Origin of the sequence: Streptococcus oralis, assembly GCF_024399415.1 — a bacterium.
Lineage (GTDB): Bacteria > Bacillota > Bacilli > Lactobacillales > Streptococcaceae > Streptococcus > Streptococcus oralis_CS.
Genome location: NZ_CP029257.1, coordinates 1681333 through 1706999 on the forward strand (window position 1 = coordinate 1681333; position 25667 = coordinate 1706999).

Below are 25667 nucleotides of genomic sequence, written 5' to 3' on the forward strand. Positions count from 1 at the left end.
TTTCTCTTATTTAGTTTTACTGTTTAAATTTCAAATGAGCTTTTATCAGGAAGCAGTTGGTCCATGGCCTTGACGAAGTCCGTCATCACTTGATCCTCATCTTGAATATTATGTCCGTCATTAATACACATAATTTGGTATCTACCAGAATTCAGTAATTTCCAAAAATCTGGTCCGGCATTATCCAAAGAAAAGAGTCCCCCCAACTTAGGATTTCCGATAGCGTATTGACCACTTGCAATCTGCCAATACTTAAAGAGCCAAACATTAGTATCAGAGGGACTTCTGAAGCGACTCGCTGAGGTCCCCTCCAAGACTGCTTTTTCCTTTTCCCATACCAAGTCCATCGTTGATTTTAATAGGGGGTAAGGTAAATGGCTTTCCCAGAAACCACAGATAAACTTAGTAGTTCCATAAAGTAAAGTCTTGATTAATTGTTTAATTCCATGCTTAAAGGAAAAAAAGTGGCCATTTTTAAAAATTTCTTCCTTCGAAAAATGACTAGTGATAATTCCCATATCATTCATTTGGAAATGCCCTGTCCCATATCTCTCTGTAGTAATTGGAGCTAAAGCTGTAACATACTTTGGCAAACCATCCTCCGAGAAAAAATCTGTTGGTTCAACTGGAGCCGTCAAATACATATCGTCATTAAAAAAGACAAAGTGCTCAGAGAGTCCATGGATTCGATGGATATTGCTTTCAATAGGATTGGCAGAAAAAACTGGTAAGTAGTCATTACAGATAATCTCTGTATGATCTACTAGCACCAATTTTTCACTGTTTATATCTAACCAGCTTGGCTTTTGCTGATCGGTCACGAGGTAGATCTTATTGACCCAAGGAGCAAATTTTTCCACACCTCTAAACCAGTATTTAAAAGTTCCCCATTCTCGATAGGCTTTCACTGAGTTCATACCTTTTTTAAAAGTGTTTACTGAGCCATCGTATTGAGCCTTCTTTTCTCTCCAGACTGGATCATTCCCATCAACCCATGCGACAACAAAGTCAATCTTTTCTACCATTCAATCTCTCCTATTTAAAATTCCAATAGTCTATCCATCAATTTTATAGAGGTATATTGTTCAAAGTATAGGGCCTTTGCTTTACTAACTTTTTGAATAATATCATCAACCATAGGATTGAAATGTTCCATTAGCTGTGCTAGTGCCTCAAAATCCCCTGAAGGATAAAAAGTCACCAAGGATTCATCAACATAATCTCGAACAGATGGGATGTCATTTACAATGATAGGAACTCCTAAAGACATTGCTTGAAGCATAACCATATGACCAGCGGATAAATCAATATCGTTTAACGATAGGACAAGGAAATCAGACTTAGCTAATACATCTCCAAAGGTTTCTACTACTACATCAGATAAAACTTGAATGTTTGAACCATGCGTAGGAACTCTCCATGGCTGAGTTGCAATCACACACGGCATTGAAAGGTTTGAAGTCTCCACTGCCTTGACTAAAGTCTCATAATCTCGGTTACTACCTCCACCTGAAAAGATATACTTAGTTGGTAAAGAACCTTGATAAGTTAGTTGATTATCATAATCTAAGCCGTAATGAATAAATTTAAATTTCTCCTGAAATTCTGGAAAGAGTTCCGAATAATAATGAATTTCTTTTGAACCATAGACTATGATATTTCCGATATTCTGGAAAGACTTTTTCACAAGTTGCTTTCGTAAATAATAATAGATTTTATTTTTCTTATTCTCAAACAAAAATCCTGCTAATGTAATTTCCTTGCCACTTTTATTTAAAATTCCTAAAAAGATACCTACAAGAGGATTTACACAAATAATTTTCTTGACATCATATTTTATGAATTTCCGAGCATAATCATAGGACATTTTCCACATTAAAAAATGATACAAAGCACTACCGATGTATTTGAAATTACGTACTCTTCTTATAAGTGGACTTTCATAGTTGGTATAAACTACTCGGCTCCCGCCATGAAGAGATTGATAATGCTCTTCATTCTTTTTTTGCAGCTCACTGTCTAAAATGATTAAATTTTCCATTATACCCCTTATTGTAAATTATCATAAAATTCCGAGAAGTTTTTGATGTAACTCTCCAAAGAAAACAGCTCTTTTTGTCTCTGATATCCTACTCGCCCAAATTTTTCTCTTTTTTCAGAACTATCTAGTAAGAGAGAAATGGCTTTAGAAAGTTCTTGAGGACGATTTGGTTTGACTAAGCAACCACTTTTGTCATCTACTACCATTTCAGCTATTCCCCCATTGTTATAACCAACAACTGGTTTTGAACATGCCATCGCTTCTAGGACTACTGTAGGTAAGGAATCGGGTTTTATACTTGGTAGGACAAAAATATCAAACATATTGTATAGTTCAGAAGTCTTATCGTAGTAATCAATACGATGAATTTGTGACACAACAGATGAAGAAGCTATTCTCTTATCTAGTTCTTCTAAACGCCATTCTTCACCAGGGAAAACACCTCCAGCTAGGAAAGCCACCGCTTGCTCATTCTTTTCCAAAAGTGGCTCAACTGCTTCTATGAAATCATTTTGTCCTTTGATAGCATTAACCCGACCAATCATGCCAATCACAAGTGCATCTTGAGCAATATCAAATTTTTCACGAATAGATGACGCATCCATTGGGTAATAGACAGTATTATCCACACCGTTATAAATCACTTTCACTTGGCTATCTTTGATAAATGGAGACTGCTTGATATGATTGGCAACCGCTTGGGACACCGTCACAATCTTGTCTGCATATCGTCCCATGAGCATATTGATAAAATCAGAAATAGCTTTGGGTTTGACGATAATCTCATGAACATGCCAAATCAAAGGTAGCTTGAACTTGCGTTTCAAATAGATGCCCTCCAAAACAGCCGCTGTATTATTGTGAACCATATCAATACTGTGTTCTTGAGCGTAGAGGGCGATTTGCTTAGCATAGAAATTATAAGAGCGAATATAGTCAACAATGCCTTTGGGATTAAAATACTTCCTTCGTAAAATCGGATAATCCAACACGCTGACCTGAGCTCCAACTTGACGCAAGGCCTCAACTAAAACACCATCATTTGGCAGGATGACGTGAACTTCAAATTCTTTGTGATCCAATCCTTTGATCAATTCCAGTAAAACCTTATCTGCTCCATACATTTCTGCACCAGCATGTAAGTATAAAATCCGTTTCATTCCCTATCCTTTAAACACTTCTTCATAATCTGACACAATCTTTTCCCATGTGAAAGCTGAGAGAATTCTTTGGCTTGACTTGAAATCCAAGTCAGCTATCACTACCTGATCAAATCCCTCTACTTTCTCAATGACGTGTGCCAACTCATCTTTTTTCCAATAAATTGCCCCGTCTTCACCAACCTCACGGTTAAACCCAACATCTAGCAACAAATTCAGTTTTGTAGATGCTAGGGCTTCCAGTAGAGAAGGGTTGGTCCCTCCAACCTCATGTCCATGGAAATAGGCAAAAGCATTTTCACGAATATACTTGAGCAATTCTTGGTCATAGACCGTACCGACAAATTTGACCCTAGGATCTTTGTCAAAACCAGTATCCTGTAACAACTGATCGTAAAATTTATTCTGCTCGACATTTGTGATGAGGACGAAGTCCTTCTTGGACTTGGACTTGATAAATTCACGAATCATGGTTTCGTAGTTGTTTTCAGGAACGAATCGTCCCACCACTAGATAATAGCCATTTTCGCTAACACCTTTTTCCTGATACCAGTTTCGAACCTTGGTATCTTCTGCCTTCAGGCTTGAAGGAGCAGTGTCTGTCCCATAGGCAATATAGGTGGTCTTTGGTTGATACTGTTTATAGTCCTCTCGAATATATTGTTCGATATTTTTACTGTCACAGACCAATAAATCAGCATGCTTGACCATGAGTTGCTCTGAGAATTTCCAGTACTTACGAACTGGTAAGCTCCATTTTGCTCGTAGCCATTCATGACCATCTGGATTTACCAGCAACCGGCCACCGATCACACGAATCTTTTTCTTAAGGCCAGAAATAAAGGGCCCGATGCGACAAGCTAGAATGTAAAAAATGGGAGACTCGTCCTTGTTTTCCTTAGCCAATTCAATAGCCTTATTGACCGCTACAACATCGTAAGCGATAGCACGAGCCGGACCAATATTAGGCACATCAATGTTGAAACAAATGGCGCCATTGTGCTCAAACTGGTCATCCGTGATGCCAGATTTAGCTGAATTTTCACGCATACAAGCAACATAGTATTGTATGTTGCTGTCTTTTTGGTATTCGGTTAATTTTTCAACAAAGGTCTCAAATCCTCCATACTTGGCAGGAATCCCCTTTGAACCAATGATATAAACTGACTGTTTCATCTCTCTCCTAACAGGACTGAAGGGCAGAAATTACTTCGCCCCATCTCTCATAAATACAACCTTAACGGTCTTCAGTAAAATTTCAATATCTTTCCAAATAGTCCAATCATCAATATAGGCTACATCTAATTTGACAACTTCATCGAAATCCTTGATCTCGCTTCGTCCACTGACTTGCCACAAGCCTGTTATCCCAGGTTTAAAACTCAAGCGACGCTTTTGTTCAGGTGTATATTTTTCATACTCATCCACTGTTGGGGGACGGGTTCCAACCAGACTCATATCTCCCATTAAAACATTCCAAAACTGCGGTAACTCATCTAGGCTGGTCTTACGAATAAAGCGACCAATTGGAGTGATACGAGGATCATCATCGACCTTAAACATGCCCCCCTGCATAGTATTTTGCGCCAAAAGTTCTTGTTTCCGCTGCTCAGCATTCACACACATGGATCTAAATTTATAGAAAGTGAAATGTCGACCATTTTTCCCAATACGCGTTTGAGAAAAAATCGCTGGCCCACCATCTTGTCGAATCATCGGAACCAAAACAATGCTCACCAAACCACAAATAATCAATCCGACAATCGAACCGACAATATCAATGAATCGTTTAGCAATGACATGACTGGTCTTATAAAATTTTGTAGAAAACGTGATAACATTAAGCCCTGCCATCCCACGAATTTTTTTATCACTACCTAGATAGTTATTAAAAGCATTCAGATTTACTGTCACGTCAATTCCCATTGTCTCAAAAAGTGAAATAAACTCCCCGATGTCGTACTCTTCACTTGGTAGATTGATAAAGACCTCATCGACAACTTCATGAGTAGCAAAGTCTAAGATGTTCTCAGCAGGTACAACGGTTAAGGTTTGATGCTGAAAATCAGGCTGGTCTAAAACACTGACCGCCACCAAATTCCAAAAAATTTCTCCCGACTCTATCAGCCTATCGATGACTTTTTCAACCCTAGAGGTCGCTGTTATCAAGAATATCTTCTTACTCCCCTTGAGATTTGGAAAGATGCGTTTTCTATAGCGTTTAATGCATAGATTCAACAAATACAACAGAATAGAGTGTATTGTCAAAAAATAAATCATTCCTCGTCTTGAGATACTAAAACGATCTTCTAAGAAAAAATTCGAAATACTGATAGCTAAAGCAAAGAACACGATATACTTTGTCGTGTTGATAAACTCTGCTAAATAACCCCTTTTAAAAAAATCATGCCCATAATCACTAATATGAAAGACAACATAATGGAGAATGTATAGAATTACCATTGAGGTATATACAATATCTGTTTCTTTAACAAAACTGAGCACATAAGCTAAAATAATGACAAGAAAACTCTGGAAAACTGCCAAAGAAATCTTCAATCCCTTTTCTTCCATAATATCTTCCCTAAACTATTTATTATTTTTTGCCATAATTCCCATAGTTTCCATATGCTCCATAGGAGCCATATTTTTCAACTGAAGTATTGAGTTTATTAAGCACAATTCCTAAGAATGGTTTGCTTGTTTGTTCGAGTTGTTCTTTAGCTTTTTGGATATCACGACGATTTGTTTCACCGGCCGCAGTTACTAAAACAGAAGCGTCACACTGCTGCGTGATAATCGCCGCATCGATAACAACTCCAATCGGAGCAGTATCTACAACGATGTAGTCAAAGTACTTGCGTAAGGTGTCAATCATGGTCGCAAAATTTTCACTTTGTAACAAAGCTGTTGGGTTTGGTGATACAGAACCCGCTTGAATGACAAACAAATTTTCAACATTGGTTTCACATAAACCTTGTGATAGGTCTGTTGTGCCTGACAAGAACTCTGTTAGGCCTGTAATCTTTTCCCGTGATTTAAAGACACCTGACATTACTGAATTACGGATATCCGCATCAATCAACAGTGTCTTATAGCCTGCACGCGCGAAAGCCCAAGCAATATTGGTAGAAGTTGTTGATTTTCCTTCTCCTGGTTTGACAGAGGTAATGGAAATCACTTTCAAGTTATTCCCACTCAATTGAATATTGGTGCGAAGGGCATTGTAGTATTCTTCTGCTTTTCTTGCCAAATCTAATTTTTTTTGTGCAATTTCTAACGTTGGCATTTTTCTCTCCTATTTCAATTTATCCAAATTTGGAACTACTCCCAATAGTGCAATTTGCATCACGTCCTCAATATCTTCTGGACGTTTCACTCGTGTATCCAAGAGCTCAACAAGGAGAACTGTGACAACCATCACAACCGCCCCCGCAAGGAATCCAACCATGGTATTGCGACGAATATTTGGTGAAGATGGCGATGTTGCAGGGCGTGCTTCTTCAAGTGTTGTCACATCCGAAACGCGAGTGACGCTGATGATCTTTTGAGCCGCAACCTCTCTCAAAGAGTTGGCGATACGGCTAGCTTCCTCAGGTGCACGGTCTGTAACAGAAATCGATACAATACGCGTATCCACTGGAACTGTTACCTTGATTTTACTAGCTAGACCTTTTGGAGGGAGTTCTAGTTTCAAATCAGTCGCAACCTTCTCTAAAACGTCTTGCGAGAGAATGATTTCGCGATAGTCTTTTACCAAGTAAGATCCTGCTTGCAAGTCTTGGTTAGTCAAGCCAGGCTTATCTCCCTGATTGCGATTGACCACATAAATTCGGGTCGTACTCGTAAACTCCGGCTTCACAATAAAACTACTGTAGGCAAATGCTACTGTCCCTGTCACGAATGCTACCAAAGCAATTAAAAATTTTCGTTTCCAAAGGATTTTAAGTAAGTGAAATACATCGATTTCCATCATATTTTGTTCTTTCATTTTTTCTCCTAAATCAATTGATCCATTATTATTTTTCGGGGATTATCCTTAAAAAGTTCCTTAGCCTTATCTTCACTGTATTTTTTGGCAATGATATCATAGGCTTCCTCCATATGAGGAGGTCTGTGATCCAAGTTGTGCATATCACTTGCTATCACGTGAACCAGATCTCGTTCCAAGAAATACTGGGCTCTCTTTTTCATAAATTTATAGGTTTCTCCGAAGAGTTTTGGTTTCAAAACATGAGAACTATTAACCTGAGTATAACATCCCATGTCAATTAGTTCTCGCACGCGCTTTTCATTGTTTTCTAAAGCATCGTAACGTTCAATGTGGGCAATGACGGGTGTAATGCCTAACATTAGAATATCACTCAATCCCTTATGCATATCTCGATAAGCTGTATTCATACTAAACTCAATCAAAGCATAGCGACTATCGTTAAGGGTTGGGATTAATTTCTTTTCTAACTTCTCAACAACATCTGGCGTATAGTAGATTTCTGCCCCATAGGCAATGATTAGGTCATCAGCAACTTCCTTAGCCATTTCTCGTACCTTCAGAAAGTTGGTTGCGATTTTTTCTTCAGGAGTTTCGAACATCCCTTTTCGTCTATGCGATGTTGAAACGATTGTCCGCACTCCTTGACTATAGGCCTCTCTAAGAAGTTTTTTACTCTCCTCTATCGAATTTGGACCATCGTCCACATCAAAAACGATGTGCGAATGGATATCTATCATGCTACTTGCCCTCCATCACATCATTGATAGCAGCTTTGGCAGCGGCCAAGCTACTTTCATCAATTTCCATCATGTAGAGGTTACTATCTGGCATAGCGTATGAAGGAAGATCCGTGCGTCCAGTTCCCTTCAAGTCTTGAGAGTTGACTTTGTAATTCCCGCCACTCTCCAATTGAGTATTAACCAGATCCATCATGGTTTCCAAAGGCATATTGGTCTGAAGAGAATCTTGCAATCCTTGGATGATGTTATCGTAGTTTTTTAAAGCCTCAGTTGACGTCAACTTCTGAATAATAGCTACAATAACCTTTTGTTGGTTCCGACCACGATCTCGATCTCCATCTGCTAGAGAGTAGCGCTCACGGACAAAACCAAGAGCCTGCTCAGAGTCTAAATGAACATTCCCAACAGGGAAATGATACTTGCCATGCAAAGAAGTGAAATCCTGATCATTATAGACATCAACACCACCTAAAAGGTCAATCAACTTCAAGAAAGAAGTGAAGTTCAAGCGAACATAGTAGTTAATATCCACCCCATAGAGATTTTCCAAAGTATGAATCGACGAGTCCACTCCATAGATTCCAGCGTGGGTCAATTTATCCTTTTGATTATTTCCCCCATCCGCAATCGGAACATAGGAATCTCGAGGCGTTGTAGTCAGAAGGATTTTCTTGGTATCTCGGTTCACAGTCATTAGAATATTCACATCTGAACGCGAAACGGAACTAATCGGACCATAGGTATCAATACCACTCACATAAATATTGAAAACTTTATTCTTCGATACCTTTGGTGCCGCAACATCCTTAGTTAATTGTTTTGTATAGATTTTTTTGATTTTTGAAGCATAATCTGGATACTCTGCTTCAATGATATTTTCAAAGACACTATTTAAGACAATTGCTTTCGTTTCGCCAGAAAGCAGACTCTTATAAGCTGCTAGATAAGAAGCACTCTGTTCAACTGTCAAGTCTTTACTCTGTGTCGTCTTAATATCTGCCACCAACTTTTGGATATTATCATTATCTGTTTCAGTTGGACCTGTAACACTCTCTAACTGAGTCACATTATTGATTTCACTATCTTTCAAAACGACCACACTCATCGAATACTCTGAGTAGTTTGAGGTCGCATTGATATGATTGGTAAAACCGACAAACTGTTGCAAAGCATAGAGAGAAACCGAGCTAACTACGATAGCAAGTGTCAAAAAGAAAACCGTAAACTTCTCGGCTTTTTTATACACTATCAGGAGGATTGCAATTACAGCAGAAACGAGAATAAGAACCGCCGTAAGGATATTGAGGTACCGAAAAGCTAGGATATTATGTTTGAAAATTAAGAACAACAAAAAACCACTCAATAACAAATAAATGGTTGCTAAAACTATATTAATATTTCGTTTTACATTCCCTAAACGAGCTCTCTTTGAACGTCTACTCATGATAATCCCCTATACACGTTAATAGTTATAAATATTATATCACAATCATGATGGAAATTCCATCCATCCTTGCTATTTTCAGCGTTTTCATTCGCTTTTGTTCTCTTAAGTTGCTCTAAAATATAAGCAAAGTTCCGAATGCCATTCTACACAAAAAGACAAGGCGCTCAGAGGCAACCTTGTCTGTAATCTTATTTTACGTGGTTTTCAAACTCTTTTTGGCTCTTTTCGATAGCCTTTTTACTTTCTGCTTCCCACTTAGCCTTGGCTTCGTCAAATTGTTTCTTGGTAACAGGGTCTTTTTGTAATCTCATGTACTTGTAATTATTTCCGTCACCCTTGATACCTACTAGGGAGTAGGCACGTGTAAACGGAGTTACTTTGGTTACAGAGGCTGTACCACCATTTGACATAGCAGACATGACTAGAGAATTGTCAATCATCCAAGCTTGCGCTTCAGCGTATTTTTCATAACGCTTAGCAACATCTTTATTCTCAGCATCTGCTTCTTTCAGGAGTTGTGTATAGGTATCGAGCCCCAAACTCTTAATGAGCTCTTGGTCTTCCTTGGCATCAAGACCAAAAATCTTGAGATAGAAGCCTGTTTCAGCATTGAAGGGGTCTAGATAAGTTGATGGATCCTGGTAATCACCAACCCAACCATCAAAGTTTAGGTCGTAGTCACGAGCTGCTGGATTTGGTGCTAGGAAGGCAACATTCCCAAAGTCATCTGTAGAAAGCTGTTGAACATCAATGACGATATTGTCAGAACCTAGTACTGTTTCAAGGGTTTGTTTAACCGAGTTCATACCAGAAACCGCATTTTTATTCGTCTGATCAACAGGGACATCCAAATGGATTGGGAAAGTCACGCCTTGGGCTTCCAATTCCTTTTTAGCTTCCGCAAATCTTGCTTGGGCCTTTTCCTTGTTAAAGTAGGCATCTTGAGCATCTGCCAAATTGATACCTGACCACTCAGTTCCGTAGTTCACAAGCTTAGAAGCTGTTACTTCTCCAAAGGTCTTATCTCCCACCTGGACAAATGTTGGAGGAACTAGAGTATTACGAAGGGTTTTGCTCGCTGCTTCTTCACCGTTAGATTGAGCAGAGTAGGCTGTTCGATCAATACCAAAGTTGATAGCTTGACGGAAATTTTTATTTAAGATAGCTGTTTGAGCTGATTTCTTTTGTTCATCCGTTGTTTTAGCGGTATGATTATAGGTTTTACGGTTGACGTTAAAGTTAAAGTACCAAGATGTCTTGTCTTGTAAACTATAGACGATATTGTCTTGGTATTTTTCTTTTGTCTTAGCATAGTTCGAACTATTTGGATAGACTCCTGCAATCGAGTAAGCACCACTTTCAAAGTTTCGAATGGTCATCTCCTGATCTGACCCATCAAAGTAAGCTAACTTAACTTTTTCAATGGTTACTTTATCATGGTCATAATAGTGTGGATTCTTCACATATTCAATCGAAGATTTTGATGTGAAATCTTTTAACAGATAGGGGCCGTTATAAAGGATACTGTCTGGTGTCAAGGTACCAAAATCTTTATCCTTTGATTTCAAGAACTCTTCGTTGACTGGGAAAAGAATACTATTGGTTGTCTTTGAATTCCAGTACGGTTCTGGTCGAGTCAAGGTGTACTCGACTGTGTAATCATCCAAGGCTTTGACACCGACAGTTGAAAAGTCATTGGTCACACCCGTCACATAGTCATTCAATCCCTTGATTGAATTTTGAATCAGATCCATGGCTTGCCCCTTGTTGTCCGCGGCATATTTGATCCCAGTGACAAAATCCTGAGCTTTGACTGAAGCATACTCCTCACCGTCAGCTGTATACCACTTGGCATCTTTTCTAAGCTTGTAGGTATAGATCAAACCATCTGATGAAACAGACCAATCCTCCGCAAGAGCAGGCACGAGGTTCCCGTAGCTGTCATTTTCTAGCAAACCATCTACAAGATTGGTAATAACGGCAGTGTTATCTGCATAATAATCTAGGAGATAGTTAAAAGTTGTTGGATTCGCACTAAATGTTGATGAATAAGTGCTAGTATCTGTATTGGACTGTCCACATGACGAGAGCAAAATCCCTGTCGCTAAGACAAGACCTGTCCCAATCAGTCTTTTTTTCATTTTGATCATCACTCACTCCTTTATGTCACTTTTTATAACATAACCATATTTTATCAAATTTATTCAAAAATGTAAAGTTACTACTTTTATGACAACTGGTGTCTCAAAACAAAAAAAGGAAGCACAGTTTCCTGCAACTTCCTTTTCTATTTATAGATTACTTGACGTGTTTTTCAAGTTCTTTTTGGTATTTGGCATTTGTTTCGATTTTTTCTTGTTGCCATTTCTTGAAGGCTTCTTCGTATTCTTTTGCAGTCACAACGTCATTTTGCAACTCCAAACCTTTGAACACAAATGGGTCTCCCTTGATCCCGACTTGAGAATAAGCTTTTGTGAATGGTACAGTACGGCTAACCGTTGGAGAACCACCTGAAGAAGCAACTGGAATCAAGAGTGAGCTATCAGACACCCAAGCTTGAGCTTTAGCATATTTTTCATAACGCTTGTTAAGGTCGCTGGTTTCAGCTGCAGCATCATCCAAGAGCTTTTTGTACTCATCAAGTCCAACTTGAGCCATCACTTCTGGATCTTTTCCGCGAGTGATCCCCAAGTGTTTAAGGGCAGAACCCTTCTTGGCATCAAGGATGTTGAGGTAGGTAGCTGGGTCTTGATAGTCTGGCCCCCAACCAGTTCCGTTCAAGTCATAGTCTTTTTGAGATGGAACCTTGGCTTGAGACGTAATGCTTATTTTCTCATTATCGGTCATTTGAAGGACATCAACAATGACATTTTCAGTACCAAGTGATGATTCGATAGACTGCTTGAGTGAGTTGGTTTGTTGAACCGCGATTACATCTGTTTGTTCAACGGGGATATCCAAATGGATTGGGAAGGTAACCCCCTTGGCTTGCAATTCTTCCTTGGCTTTAGCAAAGGCTGCCTTAGCTTTTTCAGGACTGTAAATCGTATCCTTGCCATCTGTAAGGGCTACATCTTTCCACTGGTCTCCATATGAAACGAGCTCTGCCTGAGCCAACTCTCCAAAGGTTTTTTCACCCACTTGAACGTAGTCATGTGGCACTAGGCTGTTACGGATAATCTTGTTCGCACCTTCTTCACCATTCAACTGAGCAGTATAAGAATGACGATCAAGGGCAAAGTTCAGCGCCTGACGGAAGTTCTTGTTGAGAAGAGCTTCTTTCGTTGATGTTTTTTGAGCTTCGTCTGTTTTAGCTGTTTTATTATAAGATTGGCGGTTTACGTTAACAGTGAGGTAGTAGCTAGTCGCTTCTTGTGGACTGTAGACAATCTTATCGCCGTACTCTTGTTTAGTTGACTCAAAGTTTGAGCTTGTTGGGAAGAGACGGGCTGTTGTATAAGCACCTTGTGTAAAGCTACGAATCAAAGATTCTTGGTCTGATCCATCGTAGAAAGTTAGTTTAATATTGTCAATCTTGACATTGTCCTTATCCCAGTAGTTTGGATTCTTTTCATATTCAATGACTGATTTTGAAGTCAATGATTTCAAGAAGTAAGGACCATTATATAGGATACCCGATGGAGTTGGTGCACCGTAGTCGCTCCCTTTAGAATTCAAGAATTCTTCATTAACTGGAAGCATGGTAGCAGTTGTAACCTTAGAATTCCAGAAACTTTCTGGTTTGTTGAGCGTGTATTCTACCGTGTAATCATCAACAGCCTTAACTCCTACAGTAGAGAAATCATTGCTCTCACCACTAACATACTCTGCCAAACCTTTGATAGAATCCTGAATCAAAGAAAGACCATCTGATTTTCCGTCAGCAGCATGTTTAAGCCCAGTAACAAAGTCTTTAGCTTTAACTTCAGCGTATTCTTCTCCATCAGAAGTATACCATTTTACACCCTTACGAAGTTTGTAGGTGTAAGTCAAACCATCCTTTGAAACAGACCAGTCTTCTGCAAGCGATGGAATTAAGTTCCCATACTTATCATTTTCCAAAAGACCATCAACAACGTTTGCTATAACGTCAGAGGTTGAGCTCTTGCTCGTCACACTATAGTCCAAAGAAGATGGATCCATAGCGTAGACATAAGAGAATGTCTTGGGGGCATCAGCCTTCTTTTCACTTTGCCCACAAGCAGTTAACAGTAGGGCTGCACTCAAAACAGCACCTGCTCCTAAGAGCCACTTTTTCGATTTCATAAGTAATCTCCTTAAAGATAGTGTTTTCACCATTATACCCTATTTTTTCATAAAAGCAAGGACTTTCGCCAGATTTTTTAGAAAATTCTAACAAATATTTTTTAGTGAAAGAACCTCAAGTGTACTGCACCCCAAATGCCTTTTTTACCCCTTTCAAATTTTTGGGGAGTTCCCAAATCCCCCTCATCCTACAATTTCTTTTTCTTTGCAATAATAATATTTTATGGTATAATGTAAGCGTGTACACAAAAACTAATTCAGTAGGTGAACTAATAGAATTCATCACTTTAGTTTTTCAATTCCAATTTCTTTATAGAAAGGAAAGATTCTAATGATACATACACTTAAATTGGTGTTGTTTATTACCTTTCTTGTAATAAGCTTGTTACCTGATAAGATTTTTGGAAAAAATAAAAAAATTTGGAAAATAGTTCTTGCAATATTGATGGCGGCAACAGCATTATCATTTATGTACTAATTTATTTTAAGAATGTAGGGAAATAAACCCTACATTCTTTTTAGTTTTTTTCCTGTATCACAATGCATTATTTTAAAATACTATGTCTTATAATTGTTTTTTGAGCATAAAGGAAACTGTCCCAAGAAGCGTGTGGAGTTTACAGTATCAACATTTCCGATGATATCAATTTTCTCGACTTCGCCTACTTTCACACACTACCATGTGTACCATCCATTTTGATCATCTCGCACTTTTATCGCATATAATCTTTCAACTTCACTAAATTTAGAACAAGTGACAGCTATGTTAAACCAGGCCTTCAGTGAGGATCATTACACAAATACGATTCTCCATAGCGATCAAGGCTGGCAATACCAACATGATTCTTATCATCGGCTTCTAGAGAATAAGGGAATTCAGCCATCCATGTCACGCAAGGGTAACAGCCCATACAACGGCATGATGGAGTCCTTCTTTGGCATTTTAAAATCCGAAATGTTTTATGGTTATGAGAAGCACTTTAGGTCTTTAGAAGACCTTGAGCAAGTTATTGTGGACTATATTGATTACTACAATAACAAACGAATCAAAGTCAAACTAAAAGGACTTAGCTCTGTTCAATACAGAACTAAATCCTTCGGATAAATAAATTGTCTAACTTTTGGGGGTCAGTACAAAGCATCAAAGGCTTGAGGTTCACTTATTTTAATCCGTTAGTTCCACACAGAAAGCATCCCATGGTGCCAAGACCTGTTTTTCAACTGCTTCTTTAGCAGTAGTGTTTTCAATCAAGATTGACTTAACTCTTCCTTCTACTGAAAAGTTTTGTTTTTCATTGGACAAGTTGGCCACAACTAGGAAGCGGCGCTCACCGTCCTTACGGATATAGGCAAAGACCTTATCAGCCGTATCGAGTAATTCAAAGTCAGCTCGAATCAACCAGCGATTCTCCTTACGAATTTGAACGAGTTTTTGGTAGGTATAGAAAATAGATTCTGGATTTGCCAGCGCTTCTTGAACGTTGATTTCTTCGTAGTTTGGATTAACTGCCAACCAAGGTTGACCTGTTGAGAAGCCAGCGTTGTTACTCTCATTCCATTGCATTGGGGTACGGGCATTATCACGACCAATGACACGGACACTATCCATGATTTCTTCCATCGGAACGCCTTTTTCAAGAGCCTCACGCGCATAGTTGAGGGATTCAATATCTTCTACTTGATCCAGTGTCTCAAACGGATAATTGGTCATCCCAATCTCTTCACCTTGGTAGATATAAGGTGTCCCTCTCATAAGATGAAGCAAGATTGCAAAGGCTTTGGCAGATTTTTCGCGGTATTCTTGGTCATTTCCCCAGATAGAGACGATACGAGGAAGATCATGGTTGTTCCAGAAGAGGGAATTCCAGCCGTCTTCAACTCCTAACTCAGTCTGCCATTTGTTGAAGATTTCTTTTAACTTCCCTACATTTAACTCTTTTTGGTAGTGCCACTTAGGTTGCCCTTCCTGATACTGAAGACAGATATGCTCAAACTGGAAGACCATAGACAATTCTTGTCCCCTTGGATCCGAGTAAAGCTTGGCAATTTCTGGCGTTGCCCCCCAAGTTTCTCCCACCGTCAAGAGATCTTTATCCCCAAAGGTCGCCTGATTCATTTCCTTGAGATAGGGATGGAGCATAGGACCATTATTCACTACTTTCTCGTCAGGAATTTTCCCAATCATGTCAATGACATCCATACGGAAACCGCCAATGCCCTTATCAATCCAGAAGTTCATCATCTCATAAATTTTCTGGCGAAGTTTTTCATTCTCCCAGTTGAGATCCGGCTGTTTCTTACTGAAAAAGTGGAGATAGTATTGACCCGACTTTTCATCGTATTCCCAAGCAGACCCACTAAAGATAGACTCCAAATCATTGGGCTCATCTCGCCAGATATAGTAGTCTCGCTCAGGGCTGTCAGAATTTTCACATGCCTCGACAAACCAGGCGTGTTCATCCGAGGTATGATTGACTACCAAGTCCATGATAATTCGAATATCACGCTTCTTAGCTTCTGCGATGAGTTGGTCCATATCCTCCATGGTTCCAAAAATAGCTGCAATTGCTTGATAATCAGCAATATCATAACCATTATCATCCATAGGACTATCATAAACAGGAGAAAGCCAAATCGCTGTGATTCCTAACTTAGCTAGATAGTCTAACTTACTAGTAATTCCTGGCAAATCGCCAATGCCATCTCCGTTGCTGTCCATAAAACTCTTGGGATAAACTTGATAGACCACGGCATTGTGCCACCATTTTTCCTGCATCTTCTTACCTCATTATTTTAATAATCTATAGTCTATGATAGCGCTTTTTCAAACTTAGTGCAAGCGTTTGCCTAATCTTTTTGATTTCTTTTTTGACTCCGTAGTTTCCTATCTTCCAATTTTTTATTATAATAGAGGTCAGAGGTAAAAAAATGAAAAAACAAGCTTTTAGTTCTGAACAATATTTAAATCTACAGCGCGACCACATTTTGGAGCGCATCAACCAATTTGACGGCAAGCTCTATTTGGAGTTTGGTGGCAAAATGTTGGAAGATTTCCACGCTGCTCGAGTCCTTCCTGGTTATGAGCCTGACAATAAAATCAAGCTCTTGCAAGAATTGAAAGAGCAAGTTGAGGTTGTGATCGCCATTAACGCAAGCAACATCGAGCATTCTAAAGCGCGTGGTGACCTAGGCATTTCTTATGATCAAGAAGTTCTTCGTTTGATTGACAAATTCAATGAGCTGGGAATTTTTGTTGGTTCGGTTGTCATCACACAATACGCTGGTCAACCAGCTGCAGATGCCTTCCGCAACCAGTTAGATAAAAACGGGATTGATTCCTATCTTCATTATCCAATCAAAGGATACCCGACTGATATGGACCACATCATTTCTCCAGAAGGTATGGGGAAAAACGACTACATCAAAACTAGTCGCAACTTGATTGTTGTAACTGCTCCTGGACCTGGTTCTGGAAAATTGGCCACTTGTATGTCCAATATGTACCATGACCAACTTAATGGCATCAAGTCTGGTTACGCTAAGTTTGAAACATTTCCAGTTTGGAATCTTCCCCTTCATCACCCAGTCAACTTGGCCTACGAGGCTGCAACCGCGGACCTTGATGATGTCAATATGATTGACCCTTTCCATCTCCAAACCTACGGAGAAACCACTGTCAACTACAACCGTGATATTGAAATCTTCCCAGTACTCAAACGTATGTTGGAACGCATTCTCGGTGAATCTCCATACGCTTCACCAACAGACATGGGTGTCAACATGGTTGGCTTCGCTATTACTGATAATGAATCTGCTATCGAAGCTTCTAAACAAGAAATCATCCGTCGCTACTATCAGACCGTTCTTGACTTTAAAGCTGAAAAAGTCGGCGAAACTGCTGTCAAGAAAATTGAACTTCTCATGAACGACCTCGGTATCACACCTGCAGACCGTAAGGTTGCTGTTACTGCACGCCAAAAAGCAGAAGAAACTGGTGGCCCTGCCCTAGCTCTCGAATTGCCAAATGGGGAAATCGTAACTGGTAAAAACTCAGAGCTCTTTGGCCCTACAGCTGCTGCCTTGATCAATGCGATTAAGAAATCAGCTGACATTGCTAAGGAAGTGAAACTAATCGAGCCTGAAGTCGTCAAACCAATTCAAGGTCTTAAAATCAATCATCTCGGTAGTCGCAATCCTCGCCTCCACTCAAATGAAATTTTGATTGCACTTGCAATCACAGCTATGGAAAATCCTGATGCTGCGCGTGCCATGGAAGAACTTGGGAATCTCAAAGGAAGCGAAGCTCATTCAACCATCATCCTGACCGATGAAGACAAGAATGTCCTACGAAAATTGGGTATCAACGTAACCTTTGACCCATTCTACCAATACGATCGCTTGTATCGGAAGTAATTCAAACCTCTCCTTCGTCGGAGAGGTTTTCTCTCTGTTTCAAGAGCACCCTTTATGATATAATGAAAGAAGAAAACTGAAAGGATTTACCATGTCAAAAGAAGTTATTGTTGAAAGTTTTGAACTTGACCACACCATTGTTAAAGCACCTTATGTTCGCTTGATTGGGGAAGAAACAGGGCCAAAAGGAGATGTCATCTCCAACTTTGATATCCGCTTGGTACAACCAAACGAAGACTCAATCCCTACTGCTGGCCTTCACACTATCGAGCACCTCTTGGCCAAACTCATCCGTACCCGCATTGACGGTATGATTGACTGCTCACCATTTGGCTGCCGTACTGGTTTCCATATGATTATGTGGGGACGCCATACTAGCGCCGAGATTGCTGCTGTTATCAAAGATTCGCTCAAGGAAATCGCTGAAACTACTACTTGGGAAGATGTCCCTGGAACAACCATCGAATCTTGCGGAAACTACAAGGACCACAGCCTCTTTTCAGCTAAAGAATGGGCGAAACTCATCCTGGAACAAGGAATCTCAGATGATGCCTTTGAGCGCCATATCATCTAAACACAAAAAGGAACCAGTTTTTTCAGCTGGCTCCTTCTTTTTTTATTCTCAAAATTTTGTCTTATACTCAATGAAAATCAAAGAACAAACTAGGAAACTAGCCGCAGGCTGTACTTGAGTACGGCAAGGCGACGTTGACGTGGTTTGAATTTGATTTTCGAAGAGTATTAGGCTTTTTCACGAATAACTAAACCACCATCTTCCATATCTGCTTCCAAATGTTTGGCATCTAGATGATCCAAGTGGAAATCTGTTACCTTATCACGAATTTGTTGTTCAACCACACGACGGAGAGGACGAACACCCATGACTTCGTCATAGCCTTCTTCTGTGATAAAGTCCTTAGCTGCTTGGCTGACTTCCAAATCAATGTCTTTCTTAGCCAAGGTTTGGTTGACTTCCGCCAACATCAAGTCCACAATCTTAGAAAGGTCTTCCTTATTCAAGTGTGAGAACTCGATAACTGCGTTAAAGCGGTTAAGGAACTCTGGGCGGAAGAATGGTTTCAAACGATCCATCAATTCTGGTTTATCCGCATCTTCAGTCAAGTTGGCTTCATAACCAAATCCAGCATTTGATGTCGCGATAATGACCGTGTTCTTGAAGTTCACTGTATTTCCTTGACCATCAGTCAAACGACCATCATCCAATACTTGGAGGAGAAGGGTGATTACTTGAGGATCAGCCTTTTCAATCTCATCCAAGAGAATGATAGAGTAAGGATTGCGACGAACACGTTCTGTCAAGGTATTGCTATTGTCATCATAACCTACATAACCTGCTGTTGTACCAATTAACTTAGAAACGGCTGTGCGGTCACTGTATTCAGACATATCCAAACGGATGATCGCATCCTTGGTTCCAAACATATCGAGCGCCAATTGCTTAGCAAGTTCCGTCTTACCAACCCCAGTAGGCCCTACAAAGAGGAAGCTACCGATTGGGCGATTGCCCTCATCAAATCCTGCACGGTTACGACGGATAGCACGAGCTACTGCTTCTACTGCCTTATCTTGGCCGATTACCTTGTGTTCCAAGCGATGAGCCATATCTTTCAAACGTTCGATATCTGACGCTCCCATTTGTGACACTGGAATACCTGTCATTCGCTCTACAGACTCAGCCACATCGTTGATGCTTGCAGTCACTTTCATGTCTTCTGTGTGGTTTTCGACTTTTTTCTCTAATTCTGCAATACGTGTTTTAGCATTGAGAGCTGCTTCAAAGTCTTCTGCCTCAACTGCTTTTTCTTGCTTGTCTTTTTCTGCCTCAATTTCCCGTTCAACAGCATGCACATCTGTTACAGGATGTTGAGCTGCCAAGTGAGCTGCCGTTACATCGACAAGGTCAATAGCCTTATCTGGCAAGCTGCGTTGAGGAATGTATTGGACAGAATAATCCACTGCTGCTTTCAAGACTTCGTCTGGCAAAATGACATTGTGGTGTTGTTGATAGAGATCACGAATCCCTTGAAGGATTTTAAAGGTATCCTCTGCTGAAGGAGCATTGACCTTCACTTCGTTGAAACGACGAGCAAGAGCTGCATTTTTCAAGATGGTGTTACGGTATTCGTCTTGAGTTGTCGCTCCAATAACGGTCAATTCACCACGAGAGAGAGCTGGCTTGAGAATATCTGCAAGACCTTTAGAACCACTGTCTCCACCGATTGAACCAGCACCAAGGATTTGGTGAATTTCATCAAAGAAGAGGATAATATTCCCTGCTTCTTTCACTTCATTGACTAGATTTTGAACGTTTTCTTCAAAGCTGCCACGGTATTGAGTACCAGCCTCAAGACCTGAGATATCAATAGAAATAATTTCCTTGTTCTTGATGGCAGCTGGAACATCTCCGTTCACAATCGCTTGTGCTAGGCCTTCGACAACGGCTGTCTTACCAACACCTGCATCTCCGACTAGAACAGGATTATTTTTCGTACGACGTGAGAGGATTTCAGATGTTTCTTGAATTTCCTTGTTTCGTCCGATAACAGGATCCAGCTTGCCCTCACGAGCTTCTGCGGTCAAGTTACGACCTAGTTTAGCAAGGACACCGTCTTGTTTCATACCTGAAGCCTGTTGTTGCATTTGCACATCAGATTCTGCATTTCCTGGCAATTGACCAGTTGCACGATACTGAGCAAATTCCTCAGGTGTCACTTCACGTCCATTAATCAAGTAGCGACGATTTTCAGAACTATATCCTCGCATACCACCCATCAATTGGTTAAATAAATCATCCATGTTGTTAAAGTTATTAAAGTTGTTGTTCATATTCTTTACCTCGTTTATTCTTAATTATTTGCGATCTCTGATATTGACTATCTTTGACCTTTGTTTTAAAAATTTTAGACTAGCTAACTAGCTACCCTACGTATAATTTCTGGTTTTTCTTTCTTAAATAAGCCTTTTATCATCTTCTTTTCAAAATCTGTTAGATTTAACATAGGCCTCACCCCTTTCTAGGGTATCTATCATACATTTTCAATAAATAGAATCATTGAAAATGAAGTTTTCTAAGGAATTCATTTTCCTTATGTTCCTACTATATCACATTGGTCAGTAAAAGTCAATAGTTTTTTGACCAAATTTGACTATTTTTTAAAAAATTTTTTGAAGTACAAAAAAGCCCCTAGAAAACGAATTTTCTAGAGACTTTCTCTATCAGGTTTAAGAGAGAAGGAATATTCTCACTTACCAAGTTTCATGTTTCTTCTACGAAAGCTTAAGCTTTACGTTTTACGAAGAATACCAATCCGCTCAATGCCAATACTACAAATCCAATCGCAGAAAGGATAGAGGCTGCTTCACCTGTGTTTGGTAGTTCAGCTTTACCTTTAGTCTCAGTAGCTGGAGGTGCTGGTTTTGGATCCTCTTTTTGTCCTGGATCAGTTGGTTCTGTTCCTGGAGTTGGATTTGTTCCTGGATTATTTGGCGTTGGATCTGGTGTTGGTGCTGGATCTGGCGTTGTTCCTGGATTATTTGGAGCTGGATTTGGATTTGGTTCTGGCGTTGGTGTTGGTACAGTGTATTTATTTGTAAATACAACTTCTTTACCATCCGCATACGAAACAGTCGCAGTCAAGAGACCTTGACCATCCGCAACTACTGTTACTGTTACAGTATGCTCGGTCTTATCGTATTCAATACCCTCTTCAGTACCAACTTTTTCAACCAAGGTATAAGTGTAAGTACCTGCTTCTTCGAATGAACGAACAAAGGCTACTTTACCTTCGGCAGTATTCTTAGCTTCTGCTACAACGGCGCCTTTCTCTTTCAATTCGAAAGTATAAGCGTCTGCCGCAAGTTCTTTACCTTCAAGTTTCTTAGTTGCTTCAATCGTAGCTTCTACCGCTGGTGCTTTGAAGCTATTCTTAAAGACACTACCTGCTGGATATTCAACAGCTGCCTTCAAGGCGTTGGTTGCTGCATCTTTGGTTACTTTTACCACCGCAGTCTTTTCTGTATCATAAGTAATACCAGTTGCTCCAGCATTCACTTCTTTTACAGTATAAGTATACTCACCTTCTGCATTGTAGTTGATTGCATTAAATGTTACTTTTCCACCTTGGTTTGTTTTTGTATCAATTTTTTGTCCATCTTTGTACAATTCAAAGTGGAACTCACCATCAACCAAAGTACGACCAGTCAATTCTTTCGTAAATTCAAGTGTTGCTGATGTAGCTGTTGGAACTGGTGCTGTATAAGTATTTGTGAAGACACGTTCTGTATCTGCATCTTCTACAGTCGCAACCAATCGACCTTTACCATCATCCGCAACAGTGACGATCACTTCATACGCATTTTGATCATAAGTGATTGTTTTATCGTCACCAGCTTTTTCAGTAATAGTGTAAACGTAATCGCCTGCTGCTGAGAAAGTGACGTTGAAGACAACTTCTCCTGAGGCAGTATTCTTAGCCGTAGCTACAAGGTCTGAACCTTCTTTCAGTTCAAATGTGTAAGCTTCAGCTTCAAGCGCTTTACCTTTCAAGACTTTCTTAGCTTTGATTGTAGCTTGTGCAGGTTCTGCTTTATAGTCATTAACGAAGACCGGTGTTTCACTTGTAACTGTCGCGACAAGTTGACCTGAGCCATTATCTTTCACTTCTACAGTTACTGGATGTTCTGTTTTATCATAAGTTACACCAAGTTTATTGCCAACCTTTTCTGTAATAGTATAGTTATATACTCCTGCTGTTGAATAGCTAATTTCAGAAAAACGAATCAATCCGCCAGCAGTATTCTTTGCTGTCGCAACAACCTTGTCACCCTCTTTCAGTTCAAACTCAAACTCATCTATCTCCAGCTCTTTACCATTCAAAACTTTTTTAGCTTCAATAGCAATTTTAGCTGGAGCTGCTTTATATGTGTTTGTGAAGGTTGGGTTGTTACCTGTAACAGCTGCAACAAGTTGACCTTGGCCGTCATCTGTAACGTTTACTGTCACTTCATGTGTAGCAGTGTCGTATGTCACACCTGCTTCGCTACCTGCTTTTTCAGTGATAGTGTAAGTGTATTCACCTGCTGCTGCATACTCAATTTCTTTGAAAGTCACAGTACCGTCTGCAGCGTTTTTAGCTGTCGCAACGACTTTGTCACTTTCTTTTTCTTTAAGTTCAAACTCGTATTTATCAGCTTCAAGTTTTTTACCATCCAAAACTTTAGTAGCTTTGATAATTTCTTTTGCTGGAGCTGCTTTATAGGTATTGGTGAAGGTTGGGTTGTTACCTGTAACAGCTGCAACAAGTTTTCCTTCCCCGTTATCTGTAACTTTTACCTTAACTTCGTGTTTAGCAGTATCGTATGTCACACCTTTTTCACTACCCGCTTTTTCAGTGATAGTGTAAGTGTAATCACCTGCTGTTTCGAACTCAATTTCTTTGAAAGTAACGGTGCCGTCTGCAGCGTTTTTAGCTGTCGCAACGACTTCTTCACCTTTTTTAAGTTCGAATTCGTATTTATCAGCTTCAAGTTCTTTACCGTTCAAGACTTTCTTAGCTGTGATAGTTTCTTTAGCTGGAGTTGCTTTATAAGTGTTAGTGAAAGTTGGTTCTGCAGATGTGACAGTTGCTGTTAAAACTCCACTTTGGAAAGTTGCTGCTACAGTAACTTCCTTGGCTTCTGTATCAAATGTAACGCCTGCAACTGCTGTTGAAGTGTCCTCTTTGATGATGTAGTGATAAGTTCCCGCACCTTTTACTTGGAGATTCTCAAAGGTAATCGTTCCATCAGCTTTTGATTTTGCTGTGGCTACAGGGTCCTTCAAGTTCTCTGCAGAAAATAGGTTAAAGGTAAACTCATCCGCTTTTGGAAGTTTATCTGTACGTCCTTCTACTACTTTCTTAGCCGTCACATTGAATACAGCTGGAACAGGTTCATCTTTAAGATGAATAGTAGAACCCGCAGCACCGAGTTTAACTGTATACTCTTTTTCATCTAGTTTATAGCCTGATGGAGCAGTCTTCTCTTTGATCTTGAACGTTTTACCTTCCCATTTCTGATCATAAGTTTTCGTAAGCGCTACTCCTTTTTCATTCGTAGTCACTTCTGTTGTTTCACTTGCATCATCTGCTGCTGTCACAGTATATACTGCACCCGAAACTGGAGCAAGAGTGAAGGCATCAGTCTTATGAATCTTAATTTGGTAAGCAGTAGATGCTACAATCGTACCAGAAATCAAAGATGTCGCCTCAGCTGTCATATCAAGGGCTCCCGGACGACTTGTATTCTGTGCTAATTTAGTCCCGTCAGCCAATGACAGAGCAACCCTATTTCCTACTTTACTTCCATCATTAGGAGTTGTTGTGTTATAAGATACTATATAAGAGGTCGTTCCATCTTTAAAAATGATATCGAATGAAGTATAGTTTTCGTTCCACGAAACGGTATAGTCTTTTCCCTCCGTTAACAATACTGCATCATCTGGAACAGCAGAAGTCCCAACAGTGATATTTGCCTTATAAACTTTTAGAGTCTCAGGAATATACTGTGCAGGAGTGTAACTAGTATCATCATTTGGTATAGTATCATGTAATACAATATTTTGTCCTAAGTCTTGTTTCTCTGTATTTACACGTACACGCCAGGTAGACCATGCATCTCCCTTGCTAACCGATCCAATCTCAGCCAGTTTTGGAGAGTTCCAATTTTCAAGGGCAGCACGACCCCCAATTTTAGCATAATTTTCAGTACCAACTTTGGGACCATCGATTGTTTTTGATGAATAAATGTGAGTCACTTCTTGCTTTAATGAGGATGAATTAAAGTTAATGCGGGTTTTATTCTGATCCTTTAAGAATCTAAAAGAAACAGAAAAATTCCCTGACACATCCTTTACCTTATCTCCACCAGTTTTCTCTAGATATTTATCCAAGTTTTTCAAGGTGATTTTTGCTTTCCCACCTTGATCAGTACCATTTGAAGTCACTTCTGCTTCTCCAATAGTAACTTTTGTTGTCGGATCAATTAAATCCTGACTCCCTTCATAAACTGCCATAGGAGCAGGTATATCAAAGGTAAAATAATCTCCATTATTCAGATGTTCATTATACTGTTTGAGATCAAAGGTCACGCGAAGCTTATATGCTAAATTCGTACGAAGCGAGAAATCTCCTTCCGAACTCACATTTTGCTTAGTATCTGAAGCATCTAATAGATCGATGCCTGTAATTACTTGTGTCAATTCTTTTGAAACAGGATTATCTGCTTTAACAATCCCTACCAAAACAGATGCTAGAGCTAAAATAGCAAAAGCTAACGCAGAAAATTTAGAAAGCATGTTTAACGCTTTGCTTTTCGACATTTCTTCTCCTCTTTTCTATATGAAATTTTTATTTCTAATCTCCCTAAGAGATTACATCATACCATTTTGACAACCCCTATCACTAACTAGAGCTTATCTGATATATTATAACATTTCAATACAATCTATTCAAGTATATTAACTTAAAAATACACGTATTTGCACCATTCTATAACCTAGCCATTCAATTTTGAACTATTTATATCGGTAAACTAATATAAATAATTT

16 protein-coding genes and 1 pseudogene are annotated in these 25667 nt (G+C 39.6%); 3 read left to right on the plus strand and 14 right to left on the minus strand.

Annotation, left to right across the window (positions count from 1 at the left end):
- Positions 1 to 23: 23 nt before the first annotated feature.
- The 11 genes from wefC to DG474_RS08150 all read right to left on the minus strand — a co-directional run bounded on the left by wefC (position 24) and on the right by DG474_RS08150 (position 13648).
- The gene (wefC, locus tag DG474_RS08100; protein ID WP_045593134.1) at positions 24 to 1025 is read right to left on the minus strand and encodes a receptor polysaccharide phosphotransferase WefC; all 1002 of its coding nucleotides are present in this window, start codon (positions 1023 to 1025) and stop codon (positions 24 to 26) included.
- Between the two features lie 14 nt (positions 1026 to 1039).
- Entirely contained in the window at positions 1040 to 2041 is a 1002-nt protein-coding gene (locus DG474_RS08105; protein WP_045593133.1) for a glycosyltransferase, read from the minus strand.
- 8 nt (positions 2042 to 2049) lie between these two features.
- On the minus strand, positions 2050 to 3201 hold the full coding sequence (locus tag DG474_RS08110; protein ID WP_255778038.1) for a glycosyltransferase family 4 protein: 1152 nt from the start codon (positions 3199 to 3201) through the stop codon (positions 2050 to 2052).
- A gap of 3 nt (positions 3202 to 3204) precedes the next feature.
- Positions 3205 to 4377 (minus strand): beta 1-4 rhamnosyltransferase Cps2T, encoded by a 1173-nt coding sequence (cps2T, locus tag DG474_RS08115; protein ID WP_255778040.1) that lies wholly within the window; start codon positions 4375 to 4377, stop codon positions 3205 to 3207.
- 30 nt (positions 4378 to 4407) lie between these two features.
- Positions 4408 to 5775, minus strand: coding sequence for a sugar transferase (locus DG474_RS08120; protein WP_255778041.1), 1368 nt, complete (start codon positions 5773 to 5775; stop codon positions 4408 to 4410).
- Between the two features lie 22 nt (positions 5776 to 5797).
- Positions 5798 to 6490: a tyrosine-protein kinase gene (locus tag DG474_RS08125; RefSeq protein WP_255778042.1), complete on the minus strand. Its 693-nt coding sequence runs from the start codon at positions 6488 to 6490 to the stop codon at positions 5798 to 5800.
- A gap of 9 nt (positions 6491 to 6499) precedes the next feature.
- Complete coding sequence (cpsC, locus tag DG474_RS08130; RefSeq protein ID WP_061415468.1) at positions 6500 to 7192, minus strand: capsular polysaccharide biosynthesis protein CpsC; 693 nt, start codon at positions 7190 to 7192, stop codon at positions 6500 to 6502.
- 8 nt (positions 7193 to 7200) lie between these two features.
- Entirely contained in the window at positions 7201 to 7932 is a 732-nt protein-coding gene (gene cps4B / locus DG474_RS08135; RefSeq protein ID WP_255778043.1) for a capsular polysaccharide biosynthesis protein Cps4B, read from the minus strand.
- Between the two features lies 1 nt (position 7933).
- Positions 7934 to 9379, minus strand: coding sequence for an LCP family glycopolymer transferase CpsA (gene cpsA, locus DG474_RS08140; protein ID WP_255778044.1), 1446 nt, complete (start codon positions 9377 to 9379; stop codon positions 7934 to 7936).
- Positions 9380 to 9570: 191 nt separating this feature from the next.
- A complete protein-coding gene (locus DG474_RS08145) occupies positions 9571 to 11532 on the minus strand; it encodes a peptide ABC transporter substrate-binding protein (protein WP_255778045.1) in 1962 nt (653 codons plus the stop codon).
- Between the two features lie 148 nt (positions 11533 to 11680).
- Positions 11681 to 13648, minus strand: coding sequence for a peptide ABC transporter substrate-binding protein (locus DG474_RS08150; RefSeq protein WP_000837392.1), 1968 nt, complete (start codon positions 13646 to 13648; stop codon positions 11681 to 11683).
- Positions 13649 to 14363: 715 nt separating this feature from the next.
- Here DG474_RS08150 and DG474_RS08155 point away from each other — a divergent pair.
- A pseudogene (locus DG474_RS08155) lies at positions 14364 to 14753 on the plus strand (IS3 family transposase); the annotation flags it as partial.
- 60 nt (positions 14754 to 14813) lie between these two features.
- On the opposite strand, the gene DG474_RS08160 reads toward DG474_RS08155, so the two are convergent.
- Positions 14814 to 16424: a glycoside hydrolase family 13 protein gene (locus DG474_RS08160; protein ID WP_255778046.1), complete on the minus strand. Its 1611-nt coding sequence runs from the start codon at positions 16422 to 16424 to the stop codon at positions 14814 to 14816.
- Positions 16425 to 16576: 152 nt separating this feature from the next.
- On the opposite strand from DG474_RS08160, the gene DG474_RS08165 reads away from it, so the two are divergent.
- Positions 16577 to 18061, plus strand: coding sequence for a DUF1846 domain-containing protein (locus tag DG474_RS08165; RefSeq protein ID WP_255778047.1), 1485 nt, complete (start codon positions 16577 to 16579; stop codon positions 18059 to 18061).
- Positions 18062 to 18152: 91 nt separating this feature from the next.
- Complete coding sequence (locus DG474_RS08170) at positions 18153 to 18635, plus strand: S-ribosylhomocysteine lyase (protein ID WP_000032556.1); 483 nt, start codon at positions 18153 to 18155, stop codon at positions 18633 to 18635.
- A 167-nt stretch (positions 18636 to 18802) separates the two neighbouring features.
- Here the strand turns inward: DG474_RS08170 and DG474_RS08175 are convergent, their stop codons facing one another.
- Entirely contained in the window at positions 18803 to 20908 is a 2106-nt protein-coding gene (locus DG474_RS08175) for an ATP-dependent Clp protease ATP-binding subunit (RefSeq protein WP_255778048.1), read from the minus strand.
- Positions 20909 to 21359: 451 nt separating this feature from the next.
- Entirely contained in the window at positions 21360 to 25439 is a 4080-nt protein-coding gene (locus DG474_RS08180) for a Spy0128 family protein (protein ID WP_255778050.1), read from the minus strand.
- Positions 25440 to 25667: the final 228 nt, after the last annotated feature.

Excerpts from the sequence above, each read along its gene's own strand:
- wefC (WP_045593134.1), bottom strand. The coding sequence starts at position 1,025 with ATGGTAGAAAAGATTGACTTTGTTGTCGCATGGGTTGATGGGAATGAT.
- DG474_RS08105 (WP_045593133.1), bottom strand. The coding sequence starts at position 2,041 with ATGGAAAATTTAATCATTTTAGACAGTGAGCTGCAAAAAAAGAATGAA.
- DG474_RS08110 (WP_255778038.1), bottom strand. The coding sequence starts at position 3,201 with ATGAAACGGATTTTATACTTACATGCTGGTGCAGAAATGTATGGAGCA.
- cps2T (WP_255778040.1), bottom strand. The coding sequence starts at position 4,377 with ATGAAACAGTCAGTTTATATCATTGGTTCAAAGGGGATTCCTGCCAAG.
- DG474_RS08120 (WP_255778041.1), bottom strand. The coding sequence starts at position 5,775 with ATGGAAGAAAAGGGATTGAAGATTTCTTTGGCAGTTTTCCAGAGTTTT.
- DG474_RS08125 (WP_255778042.1), bottom strand. The coding sequence starts at position 6,490 with ATGCCAACGTTAGAAATTGCACAAAAAAAATTAGATTTGGCAAGAAAA.
- cpsC (WP_061415468.1), bottom strand. The coding sequence starts at position 7,192 with ATGAAAGAACAAAATATGATGGAAATCGATGTATTTCACTTACTTAAA.
- cps4B (WP_255778043.1), bottom strand. The coding sequence starts at position 7,932 with ATGATAGATATCCATTCGCACATCGTTTTTGATGTGGACGATGGTCCA.
- cpsA (WP_255778044.1), bottom strand. The coding sequence starts at position 9,379 with ATGAGTAGACGTTCAAAGAGAGCTCGTTTAGGGAATGTAAAACGAAAT.
- DG474_RS08145 (WP_255778045.1), bottom strand. The coding sequence starts at position 11,532 with ATGATCAAAATGAAAAAAAGACTGATTGGGACAGGTCTTGTCTTAGCG.
- DG474_RS08150 (WP_000837392.1), bottom strand. The coding sequence starts at position 13,648 with ATGAAATCGAAAAAGTGGCTCTTAGGAGCAGGTGCTGTTTTGAGTGCA.
- DG474_RS08160 (WP_255778046.1), bottom strand. The coding sequence starts at position 16,424 with ATGCAGGAAAAATGGTGGCACAATGCCGTGGTCTATCAAGTTTATCCC.
- DG474_RS08165 (WP_255778047.1), top strand. The coding sequence starts at position 16,577 with ATGAAAAAACAAGCTTTTAGTTCTGAACAATATTTAAATCTACAGCGC.
- DG474_RS08170 (WP_000032556.1), top strand. The coding sequence starts at position 18,153 with ATGTCAAAAGAAGTTATTGTTGAAAGTTTTGAACTTGACCACACCATT.
- DG474_RS08175 (WP_255778048.1), bottom strand. The coding sequence starts at position 20,908 with ATGAACAACAACTTTAATAACTTTAACAACATGGATGATTTATTTAAC.
- DG474_RS08180 (WP_255778050.1), bottom strand. The coding sequence starts at position 25,439 with ATGTCGAAAAGCAAAGCGTTAAACATGCTTTCTAAATTTTCTGCGTTA.